Source organism: Pseudomonas sp. KBN10P06128, from assembly GCF_037574945.1.
GTDB classification, from domain to species: Bacteria; Pseudomonadota; Gammaproteobacteria; order Pseudomonadales; family Pseudomonadaceae; genus Pseudomonas; species Pseudomonas aeruginosa.
Genome location: NZ_JBBELR010000001.1, coordinates 2,302,773 through 2,325,278, shown reverse-complemented (window position 1 = coordinate 2,325,278; position 22,506 = coordinate 2,302,773). Strand labels below are relative to the sequence as shown.

At 66.7% G+C, this 22,506-nt stretch carries 20 protein-coding genes; 10 read left to right on the top strand and 10 right to left on the bottom strand.

The window, feature by feature from the left end; all coding sequences use genetic code 11:
* Window positions 1–4: 4 nt before the first annotated feature.
* A complete protein-coding gene (gene dctA, locus VQ065_RS11085; RefSeq protein ID WP_003082442.1) occupies window positions 5–1,315 on the bottom strand; it encodes a C4-dicarboxylate transporter DctC in 1,311 nt (436 codons plus the stop codon).
* Between the two features lie 335 nt (window positions 1,316–1,650).
* Here dctA and VQ065_RS11080 point away from each other — a divergent pair, with 335 nt between their 5' ends.
* Window positions 1,651–2,652 (top strand): AraC family transcriptional regulator, encoded by a 1,002-nt coding sequence (locus VQ065_RS11080; RefSeq protein ID WP_023098705.1) that lies wholly within the window; start codon window positions 1,651–1,653, stop codon window positions 2,650–2,652.
* Between the two features lie 3 nt (window positions 2,653–2,655).
* Here VQ065_RS11080 and VQ065_RS11075 read toward each other — a convergent pair whose 3' ends face one another.
* From VQ065_RS11075 to VQ065_RS11060, 4 genes are all read right to left on the bottom strand, one after another.
* Window positions 2,656–6,018, bottom strand: coding sequence for a diguanylate cyclase (locus VQ065_RS11075; RefSeq protein ID WP_003086577.1), 3,363 nt, complete (start codon window positions 6,016–6,018; stop codon window positions 2,656–2,658).
* 101 nt (window positions 6,019–6,119) lie between these two features.
* Entirely contained in the window at window positions 6,120–7,466 is a 1,347-nt protein-coding gene (gene phoQ, locus VQ065_RS11070) for a two-component system sensor histidine kinase PhoQ (RefSeq protein WP_003086574.1), read from the bottom strand.
* Entirely contained in the window at window positions 7,463–8,140 is a 678-nt protein-coding gene (gene phoP / locus VQ065_RS11065; protein ID WP_003082436.1) for a two-component system response regulator PhoP, read from the bottom strand. The genes phoQ and phoP overlap by 4 nt, the downstream gene beginning before the upstream one ends.
* A 79-nt stretch (window positions 8,141–8,219) precedes the next feature.
* A complete protein-coding gene (locus VQ065_RS11060) occupies window positions 8,220–8,822 on the bottom strand; it encodes an outer membrane protein (RefSeq protein WP_003082431.1) in 603 nt (200 codons plus the stop codon).
* A gap of 221 nt (window positions 8,823–9,043) precedes the next feature.
* Here VQ065_RS11060 and napE point away from each other — a divergent pair, with 221 nt between their 5' ends.
* Genes napE through VQ065_RS11030 form a run of 6 tightly spaced genes read left to right on the top strand, consistent with a single transcriptional unit; the run spans window position 9,044 to window position 13,627 of the window.
* A complete protein-coding gene (gene napE, locus VQ065_RS11055; protein WP_003082429.1) occupies window positions 9,044–9,211 on the top strand; it encodes a periplasmic nitrate reductase, NapE protein in 168 nt (55 codons plus the stop codon).
* Window positions 9,212–9,219: 8 nt separating this feature from the next.
* A complete protein-coding gene (gene napF, locus VQ065_RS11050; protein ID WP_003086571.1) occupies window positions 9,220–9,711 on the top strand; it encodes a ferredoxin-type protein NapF in 492 nt (163 codons plus the stop codon).
* Window positions 9,704–10,033: a chaperone NapD gene (locus VQ065_RS11045; protein WP_003082422.1), complete on the top strand. Its 330-nt coding sequence runs from the start codon at window positions 9,704–9,706 to the stop codon at window positions 10,031–10,033. Before napF ends, VQ065_RS11045 begins: the two co-directional genes overlap by 8 nt.
* Window positions 10,014–12,518: a nitrate reductase catalytic subunit NapA gene (gene napA / locus VQ065_RS11040; RefSeq protein WP_003086569.1), complete on the top strand. Its 2,505-nt coding sequence runs from the start codon at window positions 10,014–10,016 to the stop codon at window positions 12,516–12,518. The genes VQ065_RS11045 and napA overlap by 20 nt, the downstream gene beginning before the upstream one ends.
* 10 nt (window positions 12,519–12,528) lie before the next feature.
* Window positions 12,529–13,020 (top strand): nitrate reductase cytochrome c-type subunit, encoded by a 492-nt coding sequence (locus VQ065_RS11035; RefSeq protein WP_003082414.1) that lies wholly within the window; start codon window positions 12,529–12,531, stop codon window positions 13,018–13,020.
* Window positions 13,021–13,030: 10 nt separating this feature from the next.
* Complete coding sequence (locus VQ065_RS11030) at window positions 13,031–13,627, top strand: cytochrome c3 family protein (protein WP_003082412.1); 597 nt, start codon at window positions 13,031–13,033, stop codon at window positions 13,625–13,627.
* 31 nt (window positions 13,628–13,658) lie between these two features.
* Here the strand turns inward: VQ065_RS11030 and VQ065_RS11025 are convergent, their stop codons facing one another.
* Window positions 13,659–14,855, bottom strand: a complete 1,197-nt coding sequence (locus VQ065_RS11025; protein ID WP_003086565.1) for a lytic murein transglycosylase — start codon at window positions 14,853–14,855, stop codon at window positions 13,659–13,661.
* 456 nt (window positions 14,856–15,311) lie between these two features.
* Here VQ065_RS11025 and VQ065_RS11020 point away from each other — a divergent pair, with 456 nt between their 5' ends.
* The gene (locus VQ065_RS11020; RefSeq protein WP_003086563.1) at window positions 15,312–16,046 is read left to right on the top strand and encodes a TerC family protein; all 735 of its coding nucleotides are present in this window, start codon (window positions 15,312–15,314) and stop codon (window positions 16,044–16,046) included.
* 43 nt (window positions 16,047–16,089) lie between these two features.
* On the opposite strand, the gene loxA is transcribed toward VQ065_RS11020, so the two are convergent.
* The 3 genes from loxA to VQ065_RS11005 all read right to left on the bottom strand — a co-directional run bounded on the left by loxA (window position 16,090) and on the right by VQ065_RS11005 (window position 19,716).
* Complete coding sequence (gene loxA, locus VQ065_RS11015) at window positions 16,090–18,147, bottom strand: lipoxygenase LoxA (RefSeq protein ID WP_023098708.1); 2,058 nt, start codon at window positions 18,145–18,147, stop codon at window positions 16,090–16,092.
* 77 nt (window positions 18,148–18,224) lie between these two features.
* Window positions 18,225–18,545 carry a hypothetical protein gene (locus VQ065_RS11010; protein WP_003082401.1) on the bottom strand — a complete coding sequence of 107 codons (321 nt, stop codon included), beginning with the start codon at window positions 18,543–18,545 and terminating at the stop codon, window positions 18,225–18,227.
* 499 nt (window positions 18,546–19,044) lie between these two features.
* Entirely contained in the window at window positions 19,045–19,716 is a 672-nt protein-coding gene (locus VQ065_RS11005) for a polysaccharide lyase family 7 protein (RefSeq protein WP_003082396.1), read from the bottom strand.
* Between the two features lie 175 nt (window positions 19,717–19,891).
* Between VQ065_RS11005 and VQ065_RS11000 the strand changes: the two genes are divergently transcribed.
* The gene (locus VQ065_RS11000) at window positions 19,892–20,680 is read left to right on the top strand and encodes a dienelactone hydrolase family protein (protein WP_003086555.1); all 789 of its coding nucleotides are present in this window, start codon (window positions 19,892–19,894) and stop codon (window positions 20,678–20,680) included.
* A gap of 227 nt (window positions 20,681–20,907) precedes the next feature.
* Window positions 20,908–21,636, top strand: coding sequence for a 4'-phosphopantetheinyl transferase family protein (locus VQ065_RS10995; RefSeq protein ID WP_014603667.1), 729 nt, complete (start codon window positions 20,908–20,910; stop codon window positions 21,634–21,636).
* On the opposite strand, the gene tcdA is transcribed toward VQ065_RS10995, so the two are convergent.
* Window positions 21,637–22,449: a tRNA cyclic N6-threonylcarbamoyladenosine(37) synthase TcdA gene (gene tcdA / locus VQ065_RS10990; protein WP_003086553.1), complete on the bottom strand. Its 813-nt coding sequence runs from the start codon at window positions 22,447–22,449 to the stop codon at window positions 21,637–21,639.
* Window positions 22,450–22,506 lie beyond the last annotated feature (57 nt).

Here is a 22,506-nt window from a genome sequence, read left to right as displayed (position 1 = left end):
GAGCTTAGACCGCTTCGCGGCCGCCCACCGGAATATCGCTGGCAGGCGACGAAGCGTTGCCCTCGCCGGCCAGTTCGCGCTGCAAGGTGCCCTCGTCGAGCTGCTTGCACCACTTGGAAACCACTACCGTGGCCACGCCGTTGCCGACCAGGTTGGTCAGCGCGCGGGCTTCGGACATGAAGCGGTCGATGCCGAGGATCAGCGCCAGGCCGGCGACCGGCAGGTGGCCGACGGCGGAAAGGGTCGCGGCGAGCACGATGAAGCCGCTGCCGGTGACGCCGGCGGCGCCCTTGGAAGCGATCAGCAGCACCAGCAGCAGGGTGATCTGGTGGGTGATGTCCATCGGCGTATCGGTGGCCTGGGCGATGAACACCGCGGCCATGGTCAGGTAGATCGAGGTGCCGTCGAGGTTGAAGGAGTAACCGGTGGGAATCACCAGGCCGACCACCGACTTGTTGCAGCCGAGCTTCTCCATCTTGTCGATCATCCGCGGCAGAGCCGACTCGGAAGACGAGGTGCCCAGCACGATCAGCAGTTCCTCGCGGATGTACCTGATGAAGCGCAGGATACTGAAGCCGTGGGCGCGGGCGATGCCGCCGAGGACGATGAGCACGAACAGGATGCAGGTGATGTAGAAGCACAGCATCAGCTGGCCGAGCTGCACCAGCGAACCCACGCCGTAGGCGCCGATGGTGAAGGCCATGGCGCCGAACGCGCCGATCGGGGCGACCTTCATGATCACGTTGATGATGTTGAACATCACGTGGGAGACGCGCTCGATGAACTCGAACACCGGCTTGCCGTAGCTGCCCAGGCGATGCAGGGCGTAGCCGAAGAGCACGGAGAAGAACAGGACCTGGAGGATGTCGCCGTTGGCGAACGCGCCGACCACGGTGCCGGGGATCACGTTCATCAGGAAGTCGACGGTGCTCTGCTTCTCGCCGGCAGCGGCGTAGGCAGCGATCTTGCTGGTGTCGAGGGTGTTCGGGTCGACGTGCATGCCGGCGCCCGGCTGGACCACGTTGACCACTACCAGGCCGATGATCAGGGCCACGGTGGAGACGACCTCGAAGTACAGCAGCGCCATGCCGCCGGTCTTGCCGACCGACTTCATGCTCTGCATGCCGGCGATGCCGGTGACCACGGTACAGAAGATGATCGGCGCGATGGCCATCTTGATCAGCTTGACGAAGCCGTCGCCGAACGGCTTCATCGCCACTGCCGTTTCCGGGTACCAGTGGCCGAGCGCGATACCGATGGCGATGGCGACCAGAACCTGCACGTACAGGCTCTTGTAGAAGGGTTGTTTGGTCATGGGCAGAGTCCTCACGGGGGCGCTTCGCCAGTTCCCTGGAACGCGCTCACCGGTAGCGTTACCCCCCTTGCTGGGGAGATTTTTTGTCGTGAACCGCCGCAGCGGAACCTTGCCCAGGCATTGCAGAGGCTGTGCCAGGATGCTCTTTCTCTAAATAAAATCCTTACATATCAATAAGTTAAATAATAAATGAAAATTGCATAGCGGGCTAAGCGTGGCGGATTACCGCCCGGCGGGCCGGCTGTGCCGCGCGAGCATGGCGGGAGTCCGCCACCACCCTTGTCGTCTTCCGGGTGGCGCCCTACCATCGCCGTTCCAACAACAAGGACGCCGCCATGCGTGAGCGCACCATCGCCAGCCATTTCGTCCGCGCCGCGTTGCGCGGGGCCACGCGCCAAGGCCTGGACGGCCCCACCCTGCTGCGTCGCGCCGGCATCCAGCCGGCCCTGCTGGACGAACCGCGGGCACGCATCGCGCCGGAGCAGTTCACCCGCCTGATGCAGTTGCTCTGGGAAGTGCTGGACGACGAATACATGGGCTTCGGCGAAGTCCGCAGCAAGCGCGGCACCTTCGCCATGATGTGCCACACCCTGATTCATTGCCGGACCCTGGAAAAGGCCCTGCAGCGCGGCGAACTGTTCTACGGCCTGTTCCCCCAGGCGCCGCTGATCCACCTGCGGCGCGAAGGCGACCTGGTGCGCCTGAGCCTCGAGGAACGCCACCTGTCGGACCCGGATCACTTTCTCGCCGAAAGCCTGCTGGTGATCTGGCACCGCCTCGCCAGTTGGCTGATCGGCCAGCGCATCCGCCTGGAGGAAGCCACCTTCAGCTACCCGGCGCCGGACCACCAGGCCGAGTACGACCTGCTGTTTCCCTGCCCCCGGCGGTTTTCCGCCGGCTGCACCAGCCTGCTGTTCGCCGCCCGCTACCTGGGCATGCCGCTGCTGCAGGACGAACGCACCCTCAAGCAGTTCCTCCAGCACTCTCCCGCCGACCTGCTGGCGCGCCCGGACGGCGGCGACAGCCTGACCAGCCAGATCCGCCGCCTGCTCGGCCGCGACTGCCGGCGCTGGCCGGACCTCGACCAGGTCGCCCGCCAACTGCACATGAGTTCGCAGACCCTGCGACGCCACCTGCGCGAGGAAGGCGGCAGCTTCCAGCAACTCAAGGACCACCTGCGCCGCGACCTGGCGATCTACCACCTGGGTCGGGACGAGCTGTCGATCCAGGACATCGCCGAGCAGCTCGGCTTTTCCGAGCCCTCGGCCTTCCATCGCGCGTTCAAGAAGTGGACCGGCCTCACCCCCGGCGCGTACCGGCACCAGGCGGAAGCCTGAAGCTCAGCCCAGCTCCTGGCGACGAAGCCCGCTGCGCAGTTGGTCGAGCACCGTGGCGAACGGCTGTGGCCGCCCGACCGCGTAGCCCTGGGCGAAATCCACCCCGAGGCGCGCCAGGTGATCGAGGATTTCCCGGCTCTCGACGAACTCGGCCACGGTCACCGCGCCCAGGCGGTGGGCGATCTGGTTGATGGAGTCGACGATGGCCTGGTCCACCGGGCTCTTGTCCAGGTTGCGGACGAAGCTGCCGTCGATCTTGATCACGTCGACGACGAAATTCTTCAGGTAATTGAAGGAACTCAGGCCGGAGCCGAAGTCGTCCAGCGCCACCTTGCAGCCGAGGTCGCGCAGCTTGGCGACGATCCGCGAAGCCACCGACAACTGGTTCATCAACGCCGTCTCGGTCAGCTCGAAGTACAGGCGCTCCGGCCTCAGCGGCGAGTGTTCGATGCGATCCAGCAGGTAAGGCAGGAACAGCGGGTCGTTGAGCGAGTTGCCGGACAGGTTGATGCCGATGCTCAGGCCCTCCACCGCGGCGATCCGCGCGCCGAAGTTGATCAGCGCCTCGTTGATCACCCAGCGGTCGATGCTGGCCATCAGGTTGAAGCGCTCGGCGGCCGGGATGAAGGCGCCCGGCGGAGTCATCTGGCCATCCGGATCGTACAGTCGCAGCAGCAGCTCGTAGTGCCGGTCGCCGTCGCGGCGGGGGCCGACCGGGACGATCTCCTGCGCCTGCAACTGGAAGCGGTCGTTCTCCAGGGCCTCGCGCAGCCCGCTGGCGAGGAGTATGTCGCGGTGCTGGCGCTCCACTTCCTCATGGCCGAACTGGTACACCGAGACCCGGTTGCGCCCGGCATGCTTGGCCGCGTAGCAGGCCACGTCGGCCTGGCTCATCAGTTCGCTGGTGCTGCGCGAGGTGGCGGTAAGGGCGGTGATGCCGATGCTCGCGCCCACGTCGTAGAGCCGCCCTTCCCAGGGGAAGCGCACCGAGCAGATCTGCTCGATGAGCTTGCTCGCCACCTGCTCCGCCTCCGCCAGGTCGCAATCGAACAGCAGCAGGCCGAACTCGTCGCCGCCCAGCCGCGCCAGGGTGTCGGAGGCGCGGGTGCGGTCGGCGAGAATCCGGCTCAGCTCGCGCAGCAGCATGTCGCCCGCCGCGTGCCCGGCGGAATCGTTGACCACCTTGAAGCGGTCGAGGTCGATGAAGCACAGCGCATGCTGGGTCGCCCGCTCCTGGGCGTTGGCCAGGGCGCGTTGCAGCTCCTCCTCGAACTTGGTGCGGTTGAACAGCCCGGTGAGGGCATCGTGGGAGGCGTGATAGCTCAGCTCGCGCTGCATCGCCCGGGCCTTGGTGACGTTCTGGAACACCAGCACGGTGCCGATGATCTCGCCATCGCGGGTGCGCACCGGCGCCGCGCAATTCTGGATATCGTGCTGCTCGCCCTTGCGGCTGATCAGCGTGGCGCCGTCCTCCAGGTAGAACACCCGGGTGTTCTGCAGGCAGCGTCGCACCGGGCTTTCCAGGGCCTCGCCGGTGTCGCTGTCGAGCACGTTGAAGACCAGTTCGTGGGGCGCGCCGATGGCGTCCTGCAAGGTCCAGCCGGTCATCGCCTCGGCCACCGGGTTCATGAAGGTCACGCGGCCGCCGGCGTCGGTGGTCAACACGGCATCGCCGATGGAATACAGGGTCACCTGCAGGCGTTCCTTTTCCTCGTGCAGGGTTTCCGCCAGGGTGCGGATCTCGGTGATGTCGCTGTTGATGCCGATCATCCGCACCGGACGGTTGTCCTCGTCGCGCGTCAGCGTGGCGATCGCCCGCAGGTGGCGAACCTCGCGGTTGGGGCGGACGATACGGAACTCGCAGTCGAATTTCTGCAACCCGCTGACGGCGCGCTCCAGCTCGCGCAGCACGCGGTCGTGATCCTCGGCATGCAGGCTCGCCTTCCACTGCTCCACCGTGGTCTCCCCGGGACCGCTGCGGATGCCGTACAGGTCGAACATGCGGAAATCCCAGTGCAGGCGGTTGCGCGCCAGGTCCCACTCCCAGATGCCGATCTGCCCGGCGTCGGTGGCCAGCTTGATCCGTTCGGCGAGGCGCTCGCGCTCCAGCTCGGCACGCTTGCGACTGTCGATATCCTCCACCTGGGTGACGAAGTACTGGGCGACTCCCTCCTCATCGCGCACCAGCGACACGCTGATGCGCGCCCAGAAGGTTTCGCCGTCCTGGCGCAGGTAGCGCTTCTCCATCTGGTAGGAGTTGATACGCCCGGCGAGCAGGTCGCGCACCAGGTCGAGGTCCAGTTCCAGGTCGTCCACATAGGTGATCTCCTGGAACGACAGCTCGCCCAAGCGTTCGGCGGAATAGCCGAGCATCCGGCACAGCGCCTCGTTGACCTTGAACAGCCGCCCCTCCAGCGACACCAGGGCCATGCCGATCGCCGAGAATTCCATGGCGCCGCGGAACTGCGCCTCGCCGATGGCCACCTGATGCTGCTCGCGGCGGCTGCGCTCCATGATCACCGAGACCAGGAAGGCGGGAATGAGGGTCAAGGCCATCGGCAGGTACAGCAGCGGCTCGCCGAAACGCTGCTGGGACGACTCGGGGACGAACACGCCGAGGGCGATCAGCACGGCGATGAAACAGGTGTTCAGGCAGCCGATCAGCGCGGTGCCGAACACGCTGGTGCTGGCGGCGGCCACCAGCAGCGGCAGGAGCACGTAGATGAAGGCGTAGGGCAGGCGCGTCAGGGCCACGAAGCTGATCACCAGGGTCACCAGCAGGAGCATCGCGTTGTCCACTCCCGCCCGCCCCGACAGAGCGTGACGCCAGGCCGCCAGGTTGCTGGCCATGCACAACGGCAGCAGCGCGAGCATGCCCATCGCATCGCCCACGTACCAGCGCGCCCACATTTCCGGGAAACGCCCCATGCCGAAGACGCTGACCAGCACCGCGCCCACCGAGGCACCGAGCAAGGGCGGGATCAGCGCGCCGGCCCAGAGCACGCGAACCGCCGAATGCAGGTTGAACTCGAAGTCCTCGCGCACCCGGTTGATGCGTAACAGCATCGCGGCGAAGATCGCTTCGCTCAGGTTGGCCGGCAGGAACGCCGCGCTCATCCACAGGCTGTCGCCATACAGGCGGTTGGCCGCCAGGTTGGCCACGGCGGAGCAGAGCAGGATCGCCGGCCACTGGCGCAGCGGCGCGCGCAGCAGGGCGGCGGTGAGGATCGCGTTGGGCAGCCAGATCGCCGCGATGGTGGCAGGCTGGCGCGACAGGTAGATGCAGGCCAGGGCGGCGAGAAAGAACAGCACACCGGCCTGGATGCCCGCCCACAAGCCCCTGTCGTCGGTTTTGCCACTGAACATCCGCTCGAATCCCCGGTACCTGCGTCAAAGGAACTGCGCCAGCCGAACAGACTTCAGCGTAGCGCGGAAACACCTCAGACGTAGGTAACGGCCGCCAAGTCTCAGACTGTAGCGAAACGTATGCGGAAGCAGGCGCCGCCCAGCTCGGAATCGTCCAGGCTCAGTTCGCCGTCGTAGCTCTCGATGATGTCCAGCGCCACGGCCAGGCCGATGCCCTGCCCCGGGTGCTGGGTATCGGCGCGCTCGCCGCGGCGGATGATTCGTGCGCGCTGTTCGGCAGGCACTCCGGGACCATCGTCCTCGACCCACAGCTCCGAGTAACCCGGCCCCAGCCGGGCGCCCACGCGGACCCGGCCCAGGCACAGGCGATAGGCGTTCTCCAGCAGGTTGCCGAGCAGTTCCAGCAGCGCGCCGCGCTCCACCGGCACGCTGAAGGACGGCGAGAAGTCCCGCTGCAGGCTTACCCGCTTGTCGCGATAGACCTTGTCCAGCGCGTCGCACAGGGTCTCCACCAGCGGCGCCAGTTGCTCGCGATGGCGTACCAGGCCGCTCTTGCGCAGGCTGGCGCGCTGCAACTGATAGCCTATCTGCTGGCTCATGCGCTCGATCTGGCCCTGTAGCACCCGCACCTGCTCGCGGTTGCCGGGCTCCTCGGCGAGCTGGTCGCCGACCCCCTGCAAGACCGCCAGCGGCGTCTTCAGACTGTGCGCCAGGTCGCCGAGGGAGTGGCGGTAGCGCTCGCGCTGCTTGTGCTCGCTGCGCAACAGGCGGTTCAGCGAGTGGGTCAGGCGCAGCAGCTCGCGCGGATGCTCCTCGCTCAGGCTCTCGCGCTCGCCGGATTCGATCTGGTCCAGCTCGGAACTCAACCCGCGCATCGCCCGGAAGCCCCAGGTCAGACCCAGCCAGAGCAGCCCGAGCAAGACCAGCAGGGCGCCGCCGAGCCACAGGTAGAGCTGCTCGCGGAACCCCTTGAGCAGGCTCTCGAACTCGCTGACCGATTGCATGGTGACGATGCTGTAGGCCGCCTGCTTGCCGCGCAGCAGGTCGATCTCGACGTCGAACACGAAGAACTCCTCGCCCTTCGCGTCGCGGGTGGTGTGGAATTCATTGCCGCGGCCGTCGTAGCGCGGCGTGTAGTTGATCGACTCGTCGGCCGCCGAGGTGGAGCGCCAGAGCAGATCGCCATTCTGATCGAAGATATAGCCGAGGACCTTGGCCTCCGGCAGGTTGAACTCCTCCACCGGCAGGTGCTCGGGCATCACCAGGCGGCCCTTCTCCACCCGCGCCGCCGAGACCAGGGTCGCCACGTCGGCGGCCAGGCGCTGCTCGATGGTGTTCTCCAGGGCGATGCCGAAGGCCCGCTGCAGGGCCGGCAGCAGCGCCAGCATGAACAGCACCGCCAGGGCGGCGGCGCCGAGCATCAGGCGGATGCGCAGGGAACGGATCACCGGCAGCGCTCGGTGAACAGGTAGCCCTGGCCGCGCACCGTATCGATCGGCTTGAAGCCGCCGCAGGCCTCCAGCTTGCGCCGCAGGCGGCCGACCAGCACCTCGATGACGTTGGCGTCGCGCTCCTCGTCGTCGGGATAGAGCTGTTCCATCAGGCGTTCCTTGGCCACCACCTGCTGGTGATGCCGCATGAGGTATTCGAGGATGCGGTATTCGTAGGCGGTCAGCGCCACCGGTTGCTCCTCGACCAGCGCCTGCTTGCGGTTCAGGTCGAGGACCAGGGGGCCGGCCTCGATGGTCGACTGGACGAACCCCGAGGAGCGTCGCAGCAACGCGTTCAGGCGCGCTTCCAGTTCCTCGAACTGGAACGGCTTGACCACGTAGTCGTCGGCCCCGGCGGCCAGGCCTTCGACCTTGTCCTGCCAGTTGCCGCGGGCGGTGAGGATCAGGATCGGGAAGGACTTGCCCTGCGAACGCAGCTCGCGGATCAGGTCCAGGCCGCTCATGCCCGGCAGGCCAAGGTCGATCACCGCCAGGTCGTGGTGGTATTCGCTGACCCGGTAGAGGGCTTCCTCGGCATCCGGTACCGCGTCCACCACGTGCCCCTGTTCACCCAGGCGGGTATAGAGGTGGTGGCGCAACAGCGCCTCGTCTTCCACTACCAGCAGTTTCATGAGGTTCCTCCGGATGAGATGCGGCCGGACCTTCCGGCCCGGCCATCGAAGCATGCCCTCGCGGGCGCTGCGCGGTCATTTAGAACTTGTAGTTGGCGCCCAGGTAGAATTGCGAGCTGCTGTGCAGGTCCAGGGAGCCCAGCTTGTTGCCGCCATGCGGGGTCATCTCGGTGCTGGCGTTGGTGCGCAGGTAACGATAGCCGCCTTCGATCGAGGCATTCTTGCTCAGCTCCTGCAGGATACCGGCCTGCAGCCCGGCAGCGTAGCCGACATCGCTGTCGCGCTTGAAGCCCTTGCCGTCCTGTTCCAGCTTGACCAGGCCGAGGGTGGCACCGCCGAACAGCTTGGTGTTGTTGTCGCCGATCGGCAGGAAGGCGTCGTAGCTGCCGAGCAGGTTCTGCTGGCGCAGCTTGTTGCCGCTGCTGGTGTCGGAGATGTTCTCGTAGGTCGCGTAGTAGCGGCCCTGCTCGAACTGCTGGCCGGCGCGGATGCCCCAGGTGCCGGTGTTGTCGATCACCTTGTCGAGGTTCGGGCTGTTCAGGTTGCGGTTCAGCGACTTGGATTTCTGGATGTTGTTGCTGGTCTCGCCCCAGGTCAGGCCGACGAAGTTGTCGGCGGCCTGGACGCCGGCGGCGGAACCCAGCAGGGCGGTGGCGATGAAAAGAGTCTTGAGTGCTTTCATGGTGTTTCTCCGTTCTGCGAGAGTCGTGTCGTTCACGGCTTGCAGAGTACGGACAGGGTACTGAACCGCCCCTGAACGCTTGCTGAACCCGAGCTGAACGACTCGCGTTTGCCGGCGAACGCTCTGTTTCCAGGCTGCCGCGCGCCGGCTCGGCGAGGTTTTTGCCCGTACTGCAAGTAGGGTCTAGGCTTTCTACAGTCGCCTGCATAGAGGCTGGGCCAATGAACGAACAACCCGACCAGGGACGCGTCAAGGGCATGGAAGCCAGGCTCTTCCTGTTCCTCGTGATCTGCCTGTTCCCGCTGCTGTCCGTCGCCCTGGTCGGCGGCTTCGGTTTCTGCGTCTGGATGTACCAGCTACTGGCCGGCCCGCCCGGGCCGCCGGCCTGAGGTCGGGTATGAGCAGTCGCCGAGAGCTGTTCCGCCGCCTCGGCGGGCACCCGCCGACGCGGCGCCCGCCGTGGACCGCCGCCGACTTCGCCGAAGGCTGCACAGGCTGCGCCGCCTGCGTCGAGGCCTGCCCGGAAGGCGTGCTGAAGCTCGGCGCCGGTCGGCTCGTCGAACTCGACCTCTCCAACGCCGGCTGCACGCTGTGCGGGGAATGCGCCAGCCGCTGCGAGGCCGGCCTGTTCGATGGCGCGCGCCCGGCCTTCCCCTGGATCGCCACGATCGGCGAAGCCTGCCTGGCCCTGGCCGGGATCCACTGCCGCAGTTGCCAGGACGCCTGCGAACCCGCCGCGATCCGCTTCCGCCCGGCCCCCGGCGGCGTCGCCCTGGCCGAGCTGGACAGCCAGCGCTGCAACGGCTGCGGCGCCTGCCTGGCGCCCTGTCCGAGCCAGGCCATCCAACTGCGCGCGCTATCCACCAAGGAGTCTCCACGACATGCCTGAAGCCCTGCAGATCGCCAGCCTCATCCTGCATTGCCGACCCGAGCGACTGCCGGCGGTGAAGGCCAACCTGGCGCTGCTCGACGGCCTGGAGATCTACCAGGAAAGCCCGCAGGGCAAGCTGATCCTGGTGCTGGAAGCCGAACGCGAAGAACAGATTCTCGACACCCTGGGCCAGTTGCAGAACCTGCCTGGAGTGCTCAACGCCGTGCTGGTCTACCACGAGATCCTGCACGACGACGATAGCAACGACGCGGCGGCCATGACCGACCGCGCGATACCGTGCTCGCCCGAGGAGACAATCGATGAACCTCACCCGTCGTGAATTCGCCAAGGCTAACGCCGCCGCCATCGCCGCGGCGGCGGCCGGCCTGCCGATCCTGGTCCGCGCCAGCAACCTGGTGACCGAGGCGGACGTCACCAGCCTGGTCTGGAACAAGGCCCCCTGCCGCTTCTGCGGCACCGGTTGCAGCGTGATGGTCGCCACCCGCGACGGCCAGGTGGTGGCCACCCATGGCGACATCAAGGCCGAGGTCAACCGCGGGATCAACTGCGTGAAGGGCTACTTCCTGTCGAAGATCATGTACGGCAGCGACCGCCTGACCCGCCCGCTGCTGCGCATGAAGGACGGCAAGTTCGACAAGCAGGGCGAGTTCCAGCCGATCAGTTGGGAACAGGCCTTCGACATCATGGCCGAGAAGTTCAAGGTCGCGCTCAAGGCCAAGGGACCGGAGTCGGTCGGCATGTTCGGCTCCGGCCAGTGGACGGTCTGGGAAGGCTATGCGGCGAACAAGCTGTTCAAGGCCGGCCTGCGCAGCAACAACATCGACCCCAACGCCCGCCACTGCATGGCCTCGGCGGTGATGGGCTTCATGCGCAGCTTCGGCATGGACGAGCCGATGGGCTGCTACGACGACATCGAGGCCACCGACAGCTTCGTCCTCTGGGGCTCGAACATGGCCGAGATGCACCCGGTGCTCTGGTCGCGGGTCACCGACCGCCGGCTCAGCGCGCCGCAGGTCAAGGTCGCGGTGCTGTCCACCTTCGAGCACCGCAGCTTCGAGCTGGCCGACCTGCCCATGGTGTTCAAGCCGCAGACCGACCTGATCATCCTCAACTACATCGCCAACCACATCATCGAGAGCGGCGCGGTGAACCGCGACTTCGTCGAGCGCCACGTGCGCTTCGCCCATGGCGCCGAGGACATCGGCTACGGCCTGCGCCCGGACGACCCGCTGGAGAAGAAGGCGAAGAACGCCGACAAGGCCAACACCTGGAGCGACATCGACTTCAAGGCCTTCGCCGAGTTCGTCAAGCCCTATACCCTGGAGCGTACCGCGCGCGAAAGCGGCGTGCCGGCCGAGCGCCTGAAGGCCCTCGCCGAACTCTACGCCGACCCCAAGCGCAAGGTGGTGTCGTTCTGGACCATGGGCTTCAACCAGCACACCCGCGGGGTCTGGGCGAACAACCTGATCTACAACATCCACCTGCTCACCGGGAAGATCAGCGAACCGGGCAACAGCCCCTTCTCGCTCACCGGCCAGCCCTCGGCCTGCGGCACCGCGCGCGAGGTCGGCACCTTCTCCCACCGGCTCCCCGCCGACCTGGTGGTGACCAACCCGAAGCACCGGGAAACCGCGGAGAAGATCTGGAAGGTGCCGGCCGGCACCATCCAGGAGAAGGTCGGCTTCCACGCCGTGCAGCAGAGCCGGATGCTCAAGGACGGCGTGCTCAACGTCTACTGGACCCAGGTCAGCAACAACATGCAGGCCGGTCCCAACGTGATGCAGGAAGTGCTGCCCGGCTGGCGCAACCCGGACAACTTCGTGATCGTCTCCGACGTCTACCCCACCGTCTCGGCCCAGGCCGCCGACCTGATCCTGCCCAGCGCCATGTGGGTGGAGAAGGAAGGCGCCTTCGGCAATGCCGAGCGCCGCACGCAGTTCTGGCACCAGTTGGTGAAGGCACCGGGCGAGGCGAAGTCCGACCTCTGGCAACTGGTGGAATTCTCCAAGCGCTTCACCACCGACGAGGTCTGGCCCGCGGAACTGCTGGCGAAGGCCCCCGAGCTGAAGGGCAAGACCCTCTACGACGTGCTGTTCCGCAACGGCCAGGTCGACCGCTTCCCGGCCAGCGACCTGGCCAAGGGCTACGCCAACGACGAGGTCGACGCATTCGGCTTCTATATCCAGAAGGGTCTGTTCGAGGAATACGCCGCCTTCGGTCGCGGCCACGGCCACGACCTCGCCCCCTTCGACGCCTACCACGAGGCGCGCGGCCTGCGCTGGCCGGTGGTGGACGGCAAGGAGACCCGCTGGCGCTACCGCGAGGGCTACGACCCCTACGTGAGCAAGGGCAGCGGCGTGCAGTTCTACGGCTATCCGGACAAGAAGGCGATCGTCTTCGCCCTGCCCTACGAGCCGCCGGCCGAGGCGCCGGACCAGGACTACCCGTTCTGGCTCGCCACCGGCCGGGTGCTCGAACACTGGCACACCGGGAGCATGACCGCGCGGGTCCCGGAGCTGTACAAGGCGGTGCCCGACGCACTGGTCTACATGCACCCGGAGGATGCGCGCCAGCTCAAGCTGCGCCGCGGCAGCGAGGTCAAGGTGGTGAGCCGGCGCGGCGAGATCCGCGCGCGGGTCGAGACCCGCGGGCGCAACAAGCCGCCCCAGGGGCTGGTGTTCGTGCCGTTCTTCGACGCCAACAAGCTGATCAACAAGGTCACCCTGGACGCCACCGACCCGATTTCCAAGCAGACCGACTACAAGAAGTGCGCCGTTCGCATCGAACTGCTCAACCTGGCCTGAGGAGCGCGCCATGAAACCTCTGCTGACTGCCCTGCTCCTCGTCCTGCTCGGTGCCCCCGCGGCCTTCGCCGCCGACCTCGGCTACCCGCTGGACGCGCCCGCCCCCGACGGCCGCCGCCCCGGCGGCACGCTGGCCGAAAGCCGCCCCGCGCCGCCGCTGGCGGCCGAGGAAAACAAGGACCTGAAACGCGAGCGCAACTACCCCGAGCAGCCGCCGACCATTCCCCACAGCATCGTCGGCTATCGCATCGACAAGGACAGCAACAAGTGCCTGTCCTGCCACAGCCGCGCCAACAGCGCGCGAACCCAGGCGGTGATGATCAGCATCACCCACTACATGGACCGCGACGGCCAGCCGCTGGCCGCCGTCTCGCCGCGCCGCTACTTCTGCGTGCAGTGCCATGTGCCGCAACAGGACGTAAAGCCGCTGGTCGACAACCGCTTCGAGAACATCGACCAGATCCTCGAGAAAGAAGCCGCCAATGCGGCGCGCAAACCCTGAGGGAGGCCGCATGAAAGCACTCATCGCCTGGCTGGCCGGTTACTGGCGGGTCCTGCGTCGTCCCAGCGTGCATTTCAGCCTGGGCTTCCTCACCCTCGGCGGCTTCATCGCCGGGATCGTCTTCTGGGGCGGCTTCAACACCGCCCTGGAGGCGACCAACACCGAGACCTTCTGCATTTCCTGCCACGAGATGCGCGACAACGTGTTCGTCGAACTCAAGGACACCATCCACTACAGCAACCGTTCCGGAGTCCGCGCCACCTGTCCCGACTGCCACGTGCCACACAAGTGGACCGACAAGATCGCGCGCAAGATGCAGGCCTCCAAGGAGGTCTGGGGCAAGATCTTCGGCACCATCAACACCCGCGAGAAATTCCTCGACCACCGCCGCGAGCTGGCCGAGCACGAATGGGCGCGGCTCAAGGCCAACGATTCGCTGGAATGCCGCAACTGCCACAACTTCGAGTTCATGGACTTCACCCGGCAGAGCGTGCGCGCGCGGCAGATGCACTCCACCGCCCTGGCCAGCGGCGAAGCCACCTGCATCGACTGCCACAAGGGGATCGCCCACCACCTGCCGGACATGACCGGGGTGAAGGGCTGGTAGCGCCGCCCGCGGACCGGGCGGCGCTACGGGATCAGGGCTGGGCGCCCTTCAGCGCCTCGAGGATATTGCGCCCGGCGCGACCGTCGGCCGGGGTCAGGCCGAGGCGCTTCTGCTCGGCCTGGATCGCCTTGCGCGTGCTGGTGCCGATCAGCCCGTCGGCCTCGCCGATGTCGTAGCCGCGCGCCAGCAACGCCTTCTGCAATTGCTTGCGCTCGAGCCGGCTGATGCCCGGGTCGTCGGTCGGCCAGGACGCCACCAGGCCGCTGCCGCCGCGCAGGCGGTCGGAAAGCAGGGCGATGGCCAGCGCGTAGCTTTCCGCGGCGTTGTAGGAATAGATCGCATCGTAGTTGCGATAGACCAGGAAGGCCGGGCCCTGGGCCCCGGTCGGCAGGAGGATCGCGGCCTTCTCGTCGCCGCCCGGCAGCGGCTGGCCGTCGGCCCGCTTCACCCCGCGGGCGACCCAGGCCGACAGCGGCTGGCGCTTGCCGCGCCCGGCCAGGCTGGCGGGGAAGTCGGCTGGCACCTTCACTTCATAGCCCCACGGCTGTCCCGTGCGCCAGCCAGCCTTCTTCAGGTAGTTGGCGGTGGAACCGAGGGCATCCGGCACGCTGCCTACCAGGTCGCGGCGACCGTCGCCGTCGAAGTCCACGGCGATCCGCGCGTAGGTCGATGGCATGAACTGGGTATGGCCGAAGGCCCCGGCCCAGGAGCCGGTGATGCCGGCGTCGCGGATGTCGCCGGCCTGCAACAGCTTCAGGGTGGCGAGGAACTCGCCCTGGAAGAACGACTGGCGGCGCCCGTAGCAGGACAGGGTCGACAGCGAGGTCAGCAGCGGACGCTTGCCGAAGATCCGCCCGTAGTCGCTTTCCACGCCCCACACCGCCACCACCGTGTACTTGTCCACGCCGTAGCGCGCGGCCACTTGGTCGAGCAGCTTGTCGTGCTGGGCGAGCATCGCCTTGCCATCGCTGACCCGCTGCTCGTCCACCAGGCCGGCCAGGTAGTCCCACAGCGGGGTGGTGAACTCCGGCTGCGCGTCGAGCAGGTCGAGCACGCTGAGGTCGGCTTGCAGGCCGCTGGTGAAGCGCTCATAACTGTCGGCGGAAATGCCCTGCGCCTGGGCCTTCTTCTGCAGGCCGGCGAGGCAGGAAGGGAAGCTCGAGGCGTCGGGTTGCGCCAGGGCCAGGGCGGGTAGCAGGGCCAGCGAGGAGAGAAGAAGGCTGCGCATGGGGTTTCCTTGTACGGTGAACGGTCATCCATGGCACCGGCGGGCTTCCCCCGGCGCCGAAGGCCTGGTGGCCTGTACGGTTGACTCGGTGATCGGCGTTCGACTGGTCGAGTCAGCCACACGGGCCACTAGCCTACCGTCCCGCCGGGTGCGGCGCCATCTCCGCCCTGAAAGGCGGGTGAAACCTTGCTCGGGCAGACTGGCGACGGAATACGCATGCCGGGTGTCTCGCGGCCGATCCGCCGCGTCACATCCGTGCCCGAACGCGCTGCGCCACCCGCGCGTCCGTTTTCCGGGCACTGGCCGGGCGTTCGCCTGTCCAAGCAGTGTTCCCCGCCTCCGTCCACAAGCCGGAGCCGGCCCCGACGGTCCCAGACCACCGCAGGAAAGCCGGGCGGCCGCCACCCGCCACCGCCCCGGGCTTTCCACCCTCACTACACGTTTCGGAGTACAACCTTGATCCACTGGTTGAGCGACCCGACGTTCTGGACAGCCCTGCTGCAGATCGTCGCCATCGATATCCTCCTGGGCGGCGACAATGCCGTAGTCATCGCCCTCGCCTGCCGGCACCTGCCGGCGCACCGGCGCAAGCAGGCGATCTTCGGCGGCGTCGCCGGCGCCATCCTGATCCGCATCCTGCTGCTGTTCTTCGCCCTGCACCTGCTCGACCTGCCCTACCTCAAGGTGATCGGCGCGCTCCTGCTGCTGTGGATCGGCATCAAGCTGCTGCTGCCGGAGGAGGAGGACGGCGACGACATCAAGGGCAGCACCCACCTGCTCGGCGCGATCAAGACCATCATCATCGCCGACGCGGTGATGAGCCTGGACAACGTCATCGCCCTGTCCGCCGCCTCGGCCGGGGATTTCTTCCTGGTCTCCCTGGGCGTGCTGATCAGCATCCCGATCATCGTCTGGGGCAGCCAACTGATCCTGCGCCTGATCGACCGCTTCCCGCTGATCATCCTCTTCGGCGGCGGCCTGCTCGGCTGGATCGCCGGCGGCATGCTGCTCACCGACAGCGCGCTGAAACCCTGGCTGGCGCCCTACGCGCAATGGGATTCCTACCTGCACTACGGTGCGGCGGCCTTCGGCGCGCTGTTCGTGATCCTCCTCGGTAGCCTCCTGGCGCGCCGCCAGTTGAAGCAGCGGCATGCCGCGCCGACGGCCGCCGCCGAAAGCGAAGGCCGCTAAGAGCGACGGGGCGCCCAGGGGCGCCCCGTCCTCTTTCTCCGTCTCAGATATTGGTGCTCGCCGGGATCCGGCTCGGCAACAGGTACTCGTAGGGCCTGCGGCGCGCCTGGTTGCGCGTGCGAATGGTCGCCTCGACCTCCTTCAGGCGTGCCTGGAAGCGCTCCAGCGGGCCGCCGCTGGCGGTCACCCGCCTGTCCGAGAACACCGGCGCGTAGGGGAAGCCGGTCTGCCGGTAGTCGCCCAGGCGACCATGGTAGACCGAACCGAGCAGGTGATAGATGTTCACCTTCTCCAGCGCCACCAGGGTCGGCGGCATCATCTTCAACCAGTCGGCCTCGCTCTTGCCGCTTGGCGAGTCCGGTGCCGGCGCCGCGCTCATGGCGCAGATCGCTGGCGCGTAGGTCATCATCGAAGGCTGGGGAAAATTGACCACCGCATGCTGCGCGGAGGCGGTGAAGATCACCATGGTCAGCACCTCGACCAGTTGGCTGCGACCGGTGATCGGGCGGAACCCGGCCACCTTGCCGCTGCCGATCACTTCGCCGACCCAGGCCGCCAGCTCGACGTCACCGGTGACGTCGCCGTCGCTGGCGTAGTACACCGCCACGTAGTCGGCCGCCCACTGGCGGATCGCATTCCACACCAGCAGGCCGTCGTCGCGGTAGGGGTAGTCCGGTAACGCGGCCGGGTCGTCGACGTTCCGCGCCTTCAGGCTCTCCGGCAACATGCCGCGGTAGAAGTCGAAACCCAGCCGGTTGCCGCCGGCGGTGGCCTGGGTGTCCTGGATCGGCGCGGCGAACATCACGTCGATGAAGCCCGCGCTGGGCAACAGGATCCGCGCCGCCCCCTCGTTGATGAACAGGGTGCCCTCGAAGTGCGGGGCGAGCAGGACGTGCAGCGGATGGCTGGGCGCCAGGGTGCGCTGGGTGGCCAGGCAGAACGCCTCGCTCACCAGGTGGGTCTGGGCCAGGTGGACGAACATCTCGTGGTAGTTCTCCTCGGCGACCTGGACCACCGTCTTGGCCATCTGCCAACCCCAGTACAGATCACTCTCCGACTCCGCGGGACGCACGAACATCGGATGGGTAGCGGGGTCCTGGCCGCACTGGATGGCCACCGGCAACAGCCTCGCCCGATCCTTGCCAAGGGCGAACAGGGCGATCGGCGCATAGGCGAAGCCCGTCCCGGTGAGCAGTTTGTCCACCGCTCCCGACGGCGCCAGCTTGCCCAGCTCGGCGTAGTCCAGCAGATACAGGCGGCGGCTGGCGGCGGCCTCCAGCAAGCTGTCGTCGGCGCCCATCACCCGGCGGAACTGCTCCTCGCCCAGCGGAAACTTGGCCGGCAGCGCATCGACGCGACGGATCAGCAGCGGATTAGGCCCGGCCACCCGCCAGTAGGCGAACGCTTCGTCGTCACGGAAGCTGTCGGCGACCTCCGGCAGGCGCAGCGTGCCGAACACCGCGCGGAAGCGATTCAGGCCGTCGCCCTGCCCCCCCTGGGTAACCAGGTTGCTGGCGCTCTTGAGAATATCGTCGACCAGCAGGCCGACCCGCGTCAGTAAGGCGATCACCCGCGTCTGCAACTCCGTGAAGCGCAGCAGCAGGCTGCCGGCCGCGGCCGGATCGTTCTTCGCCTCCTCCAGCAACGCCTCGTGGACCTGGCGCGCCGCTTCCAGATCGCCGCTGAGCCCGGCGGCGATCCGCTCGAACTGCGCGGCGGCCGACGCCGGCAACGAGGCGACGAAATTGACGATCAGCTCGACGATCACCCCGGCGGTCTTCAACAGCCAGTCGACATTCGGCAACTCGCCCAGCGGCACCGAGCGGGCCATCGGCACGCCTTTGACATTGGCGAAGTTCTCGGTCCAGACATATACCAGTTTCTTGCTGGTCAATACCGCACGCCGCGCCAACTTTCCGGCCAGGTTGTCATATTGCGGCAAACTCGGCGGAATCAGGTTGTCCAGCAAACTTCGCGAGGCATCGATAGATCGCTGTTGTTCCGCCCCGAGGTATTTCAAGGGCGAAAAGAATATCGAGTCATTGGCCAGTGCGGTTCCACTCAGGGCGACACCCGACAAGAGCACACTCCTGCGTTTCATATCATCGACTCCATCAATGCATTAACCAGGAACGACTCGATGCCTGAGCATCGAATCGCTCTTTCAACAGGTTGCGATCAGCTGTAAAGCCCTTCGCCGCTTTCCTTGTTGTAATGCAACGGAACATTGTGGTTGTCGGTCCCGCCGAGAATCTTGCCGACGGTGATCGCCGCCACCGAAGGCACCTGGAAGGCCAGCAGGTCGACCAGCTCGTGGGTACGGTTGAGGCCGATGGCGCTGGCCGCGTTGCCGATGCTGGAGAACAGCGGCGAGTTCAGGAAGGAGTTGGCCGCGTAGACGCCATTGATGATGGCATCGCCCAGGAAAGTCCCGGCGCCAGAAACTTGTTCGATTTCACCCACACTTAGAACCGCCAGGGCATTCACCTGATTTTTCATGTCTGAATCTCCACGTATTCAAATGATCGAAACGAATGGTTCTCGCTGAAAACAGCAAATAAACCTGTACGTCCGAACTTCTTCGGAACGTGGAGAAAGCAATAGCGAGAGGAAAAATCGGCAATAAGCTGACGCTTCGCACAGTTGACAGGAAAAGCCTGAAACAATAGTTATCCACAATAATTATTGACGGCAAACTTTTGACTTGCAAAGAACTACGCCGGACAACGGTAATAGCCGATTTTATCCCGCCAGGCCTCGACCCATTGTGCAAACCCGGCAGGGCGTTGCGCAGAACGTGGCATTTATTCGGGGCGATCCGCCAAGGCGATTTCATGTACTGAAGTACCAGAATCAGCGGATCGTGAGACCTATTTCCCCTTGGAACGATACGGATATTTTTTCCCGCGCCCGGTTTCCTCTCTTCCGCGCCTGCCAGATCTGGCAGTTGCAAAATGCCACGGCAACGCGCAGTCCGCGGCGCAGACGCCTCGACCGATCATTGATGGCTAACGCGCAGCTCGCTGAACGTCGCCCGCCCGCCCTCGCTGGACGGCCCGCGGTTGTCCTGTAGATAGAGTCCGGCCTTGAAATAGAGGCCCTGGTAGGCCCACTGCGGGTCCAGTTGCTGCTCCAGGGCGCTGCCATTCACCGACACGCTGAGCAATCCGCTGCGAGACACGCCGATGCGGTAGCTGAACGACTGGCCGAGAGGAATCCCGTCCATCAGCGTGTAGGCCCTGGTCCCGCCGTCGTCCGGCCGCTCGCGGACCAGCGCCTGGACCCGCCCCTGGTCGAGCCGCAACTGGTAGAGCAGCTTCACCAGAGGCGCGGCCTGGCCGCTATTGCTGCCATCGCTGTGGATCTGGCCGATGATCATGCGCCGGGTCGAGGGCACCGCCTCGATGCGCAGGGTCGCCTCCAGCCAGTTGTCGGCCCTGGCGTAACGCCAGTTGTAGGGCCTGCCGCTGGACAGGGTCTCGCGCAACTCGCTGCGCGGAAACTCGCTGTTGCGCGTGTGGCTGCCGTTGACCGGCACCCAGAAGCGAATGCCGTCGGCGGTGCGTTGGAAATAGTCGCTGCGGTAGTCGCGCTGCAATTGGCTGGTGGAGATGGTGATGGCCGGGCGGCCCTGGGGAATGGTCAGGTTCCAGGTACTCAGGTCAGGCATCCAGACGGTGTCCTAGCGAGGGGAAGGGACTCGCCCATAGGGTAGATGAGCGGCGCACCCTTTGCCTGGCCGAATGGCCCGCGTTTGAGCGGCGCAAGGCCGGCACCGAGGGTTTTCCCCGCGTCCCGCGCACAAGCGTCTATCTTGATCGGGGACCCTTTCACGGAGAGATGCCATGCGCCTGCTCTGCGCCCTGCTGCTCATCGCCTGCGCCGCCAGCGCCCAGGCCGCTATCCAGACCCGCGAGATGCCTTACCGGAGCGCCGACGGCACGCGCATGGTCGGCTATTTCGCCTACGACGACAGCAAGCCGGGGATCCGCCCTGGGGTCATCGTGGTCCACGAATGGTGGGGGCTCAACGACTACGCCAAGCGCCGCGCCCGCGACCTCGCCGAACTCGGCTACAGCGCCCTGGCCATCGACATGTACGGCGAAGGCAAGCACACCGAGCACCCGCAGGACGCGATGGCCTTCATGCAGGCCGCGACCCGGGATGCCGACGCCGCCAAGGCGCGCTTCCTCGCCGGCCTGGAACTGCTGAAGCGGCAACCGCAGACCGATCCCAGCCAGATCGCCGCGATCGGCTACTGCTTCGGCGGCAAGATCGTCCTCGACATGGCCCGCCAGGGCCTGCCGCTGGCCGGCGTGGCGAGCTTCCACGGCGCCCTCGGCACCGCCACCCCGGCCAGCAAGGGCAGCGTCAAGGCGAAGATCCTGGTGGAGCACGGCAGCGCCGACAGCCTGGTCCCGGCCAAGGACCTCGACGCCCTGAAACAGGAACTGAGCGCCGCCGGCGCCGACTACCGGGTGGTGATCCAGGACGGCGCCAAACACGGCTTCACCAACCCCGACGCCGACGCGCACAAGGGCCACGGCCTGGACATCGGCTACGACCGCCAGGCCGACCGACGCTCCTGGGCAGACCTGCAGGCGTTCCTCAAGGACATCTTCGGGCAGGGTTGAACCCTGCGCCGACGCATAAAAAAACGGGAGTCCCCGGAGGGACTCCCGTCTTGAAAGGTCGAGACAGGACAGTATCCCGTCATCAACAAACAACCTCACCTGCATTCCACTGGAATGCGCGGCGCAGTCTGTCAAAACCGGGCCTTGCGGTCCGTTTTCCTTTGTTGCGCTTTTGCAATCTTGTGTAAGCGTCGCGTGACTGGTGGGCCACGTCGGGAACCGGCACAATGCGCGCCATGAACGACCGTCTCCCCTCCTTCTGCACCCCGCTGGACGACCGCTGGCCGCTGCCCGTCGCGCTGCCCGGCGTGCAACTGCGCAGCACCCGCTTCGACCCGGCGCTGCTGCAACCCGGCGACTTCGCCCTGGCCGGCATCCAGCCGCCGGCGAACATCCTCCGCGCGGTGGCCAAGCGCCAGGCCGAGTTTCTCGCCGGGCGCCTCTGCGCACGCGCCGCCCTGTTCGCCCTCGATGGCCGCGCCCAGACCCCGGCCGTCGGCGAGGACCGCGCACCGGTCTGGCCGGCCGCGATCAGCGGCTCGATCACCCATGGCGACCGCTGGGCCGCCGCCCTGGTGGCGGCGCGCGGCGACTGGCGCGGGCTCGGCCTGGACGTGGAAACCCTGCTCGAAGCCGAGCGGGCGCGCTACCTGCATGGCGAGATCCTCACCGAAGGCGAGCGCCTGCGCTTCGCCGACGACCTGGAGCGACGCACCGGCCTGCTGGTGACCCTGACGTTCTCGCTGAAGGAAAGCCTGTTCAAGGCGCTCTATCCGCTGGTGGGCAAGCGCTTCTACTTCGAACATGCGGAACTGCTGGAATGGCGCGCCGACGGCCAGGCCCGGTTGCGCCTGCTCACCGACCTGTCGCCGGAGTGGCGCCACGGCAGCGAGCTGGATGCCCAGTTCGCCGTGCTCGACGAACGCCTGCTCAGCCTGGTGGCGGTCGGCGCCTGATCAGGCGTTCCCCGGCGTGCGCCGCGACGGCCGCAGCGCGCGGCCTTCCGCCAGGCGCTCGACGGCGCGGGCGGCGGCGACCATGCCGAAGGTGGCGGTGACCATCATCACCGCGCCGAAGCCGCCGGCGCAGTCCAGCTTCACCCCTTCGCCGACGAAACTCTTCGACTGGCACACCGTGCCGTCCGGCTTCGGGTAGCGCAGCTGCTCGCTGGAGAACACGCAGGGCACGCTGTAGGTGCGCCCCGGCGTGCGCGAGAAGTTGTAGTCGCGGCGCAGGGTGGAACGCACCTTGGCCGCCAGCGGGTCGTTGAAGGTCTTGTTCAGGTCGGCGACCTGGATCTGCGTCGGGTCGACCTGGCCACCGGCGCCGCCGGTGGTGATCACCGGGATCTTGCGCCGCTTGCACCAGGCGATCAGCGCGGCCTTGGCGGCCACGCTGTCGATGCAGTCGATCAGGTAGTCGAAGTCGACGATGTACTCGGCCATGGTCTCGCGGGTGACGAAATCGGCCACCGCGTGGACCCGGCAGGCCGGGTTGATGGCCCGGATGCGCGCCGCCATCACCTCGACCTTGGCCTTGCCCACCGAGCCTTCGATGGCATGCACCTGGCGGTTGGTGTTGGTCACGCAGACATCGTCGAGGTCGAACAGGGAAATCTCGCCGACGCCGCTGCGGGCCAGCGCTTCCGCCGCCCAGGAACCGACCCCGCCGATGCCGACCACCGCGACGTGGCTATCGGCCAGGCGTTGCAGCCCCTCGCGACCGTACAACCGGCCGATACCGCCGAAGCGCTGTTCATCCACCTGCATCACTAACCACCTCTGAAACCGAATCGCGGATTGCCGCGCGCATTATAAAAAGCCGCG

Bases quoted from the DNA above. Each gene is read 5' to 3' on its own strand.
- dctA (WP_003082442.1), bottom strand. From the start codon at position 1,315: ATGACCAAACAACCCTTCTACAAGAGCCTGTACGTGCAGGTTCTGGTC.
- VQ065_RS11080 (WP_023098705.1), top strand. From the start codon at position 1,651: ATGCGTGAGCGCACCATCGCCAGCCATTTCGTCCGCGCCGCGTTGCGC.
- VQ065_RS11075 (WP_003086577.1), bottom strand. From the start codon at position 6,018: ATGTTCAGTGGCAAAACCGACGACAGGGGCTTGTGGGCGGGCATCCAG.
- phoP (WP_003082436.1), bottom strand. From the start codon at position 8,140: ATGAAACTGCTGGTAGTGGAAGACGAGGCGCTGTTGCGCCACCACCTC.
- VQ065_RS11060 (WP_003082431.1), bottom strand. From the start codon at position 8,822: ATGAAAGCACTCAAGACTCTTTTCATCGCCACCGCCCTGCTGGGTTCC.
- napE (WP_003082429.1), top strand. From the start codon at position 9,044: ATGAACGAACAACCCGACCAGGGACGCGTCAAGGGCATGGAAGCCAGG.
- napF (WP_003086571.1), top strand. From the start codon at position 9,220: ATGAGCAGTCGCCGAGAGCTGTTCCGCCGCCTCGGCGGGCACCCGCCG.
- VQ065_RS11045 (WP_003082422.1), top strand. From the start codon at position 9,704: ATGCCTGAAGCCCTGCAGATCGCCAGCCTCATCCTGCATTGCCGACCC.
- napA (WP_003086569.1), top strand. From the start codon at position 10,014: ATGAACCTCACCCGTCGTGAATTCGCCAAGGCTAACGCCGCCGCCATC.
- VQ065_RS11035 (WP_003082414.1), top strand. From the start codon at position 12,529: ATGAAACCTCTGCTGACTGCCCTGCTCCTCGTCCTGCTCGGTGCCCCC.
- VQ065_RS11030 (WP_003082412.1), top strand. From the start codon at position 13,031: ATGAAAGCACTCATCGCCTGGCTGGCCGGTTACTGGCGGGTCCTGCGT.
- VQ065_RS11025 (WP_003086565.1), bottom strand. From the start codon at position 14,855: ATGCGCAGCCTTCTTCTCTCCTCGCTGGCCCTGCTACCCGCCCTGGCC.
- loxA (WP_023098708.1), bottom strand. From the start codon at position 18,147: ATGAAACGCAGGAGTGTGCTCTTGTCGGGTGTCGCCCTGAGTGGAACC.
- VQ065_RS11010 (WP_003082401.1), bottom strand. From the start codon at position 18,545: ATGAAAAATCAGGTGAATGCCCTGGCGGTTCTAAGTGTGGGTGAAATC.
- VQ065_RS11005 (WP_003082396.1), bottom strand. From the start codon at position 19,716: ATGCCTGACCTGAGTACCTGGAACCTGACCATTCCCCAGGGCCGCCCG.
- VQ065_RS11000 (WP_003086555.1), top strand. From the start codon at position 19,892: ATGCGCCTGCTCTGCGCCCTGCTGCTCATCGCCTGCGCCGCCAGCGCC.
- VQ065_RS10995 (WP_014603667.1), top strand. From the start codon at position 20,908: ATGCGCGCCATGAACGACCGTCTCCCCTCCTTCTGCACCCCGCTGGAC.
- tcdA (WP_003086553.1), bottom strand. From the start codon at position 22,449: ATGCAGGTGGATGAACAGCGCTTCGGCGGTATCGGCCGGTTGTACGGT.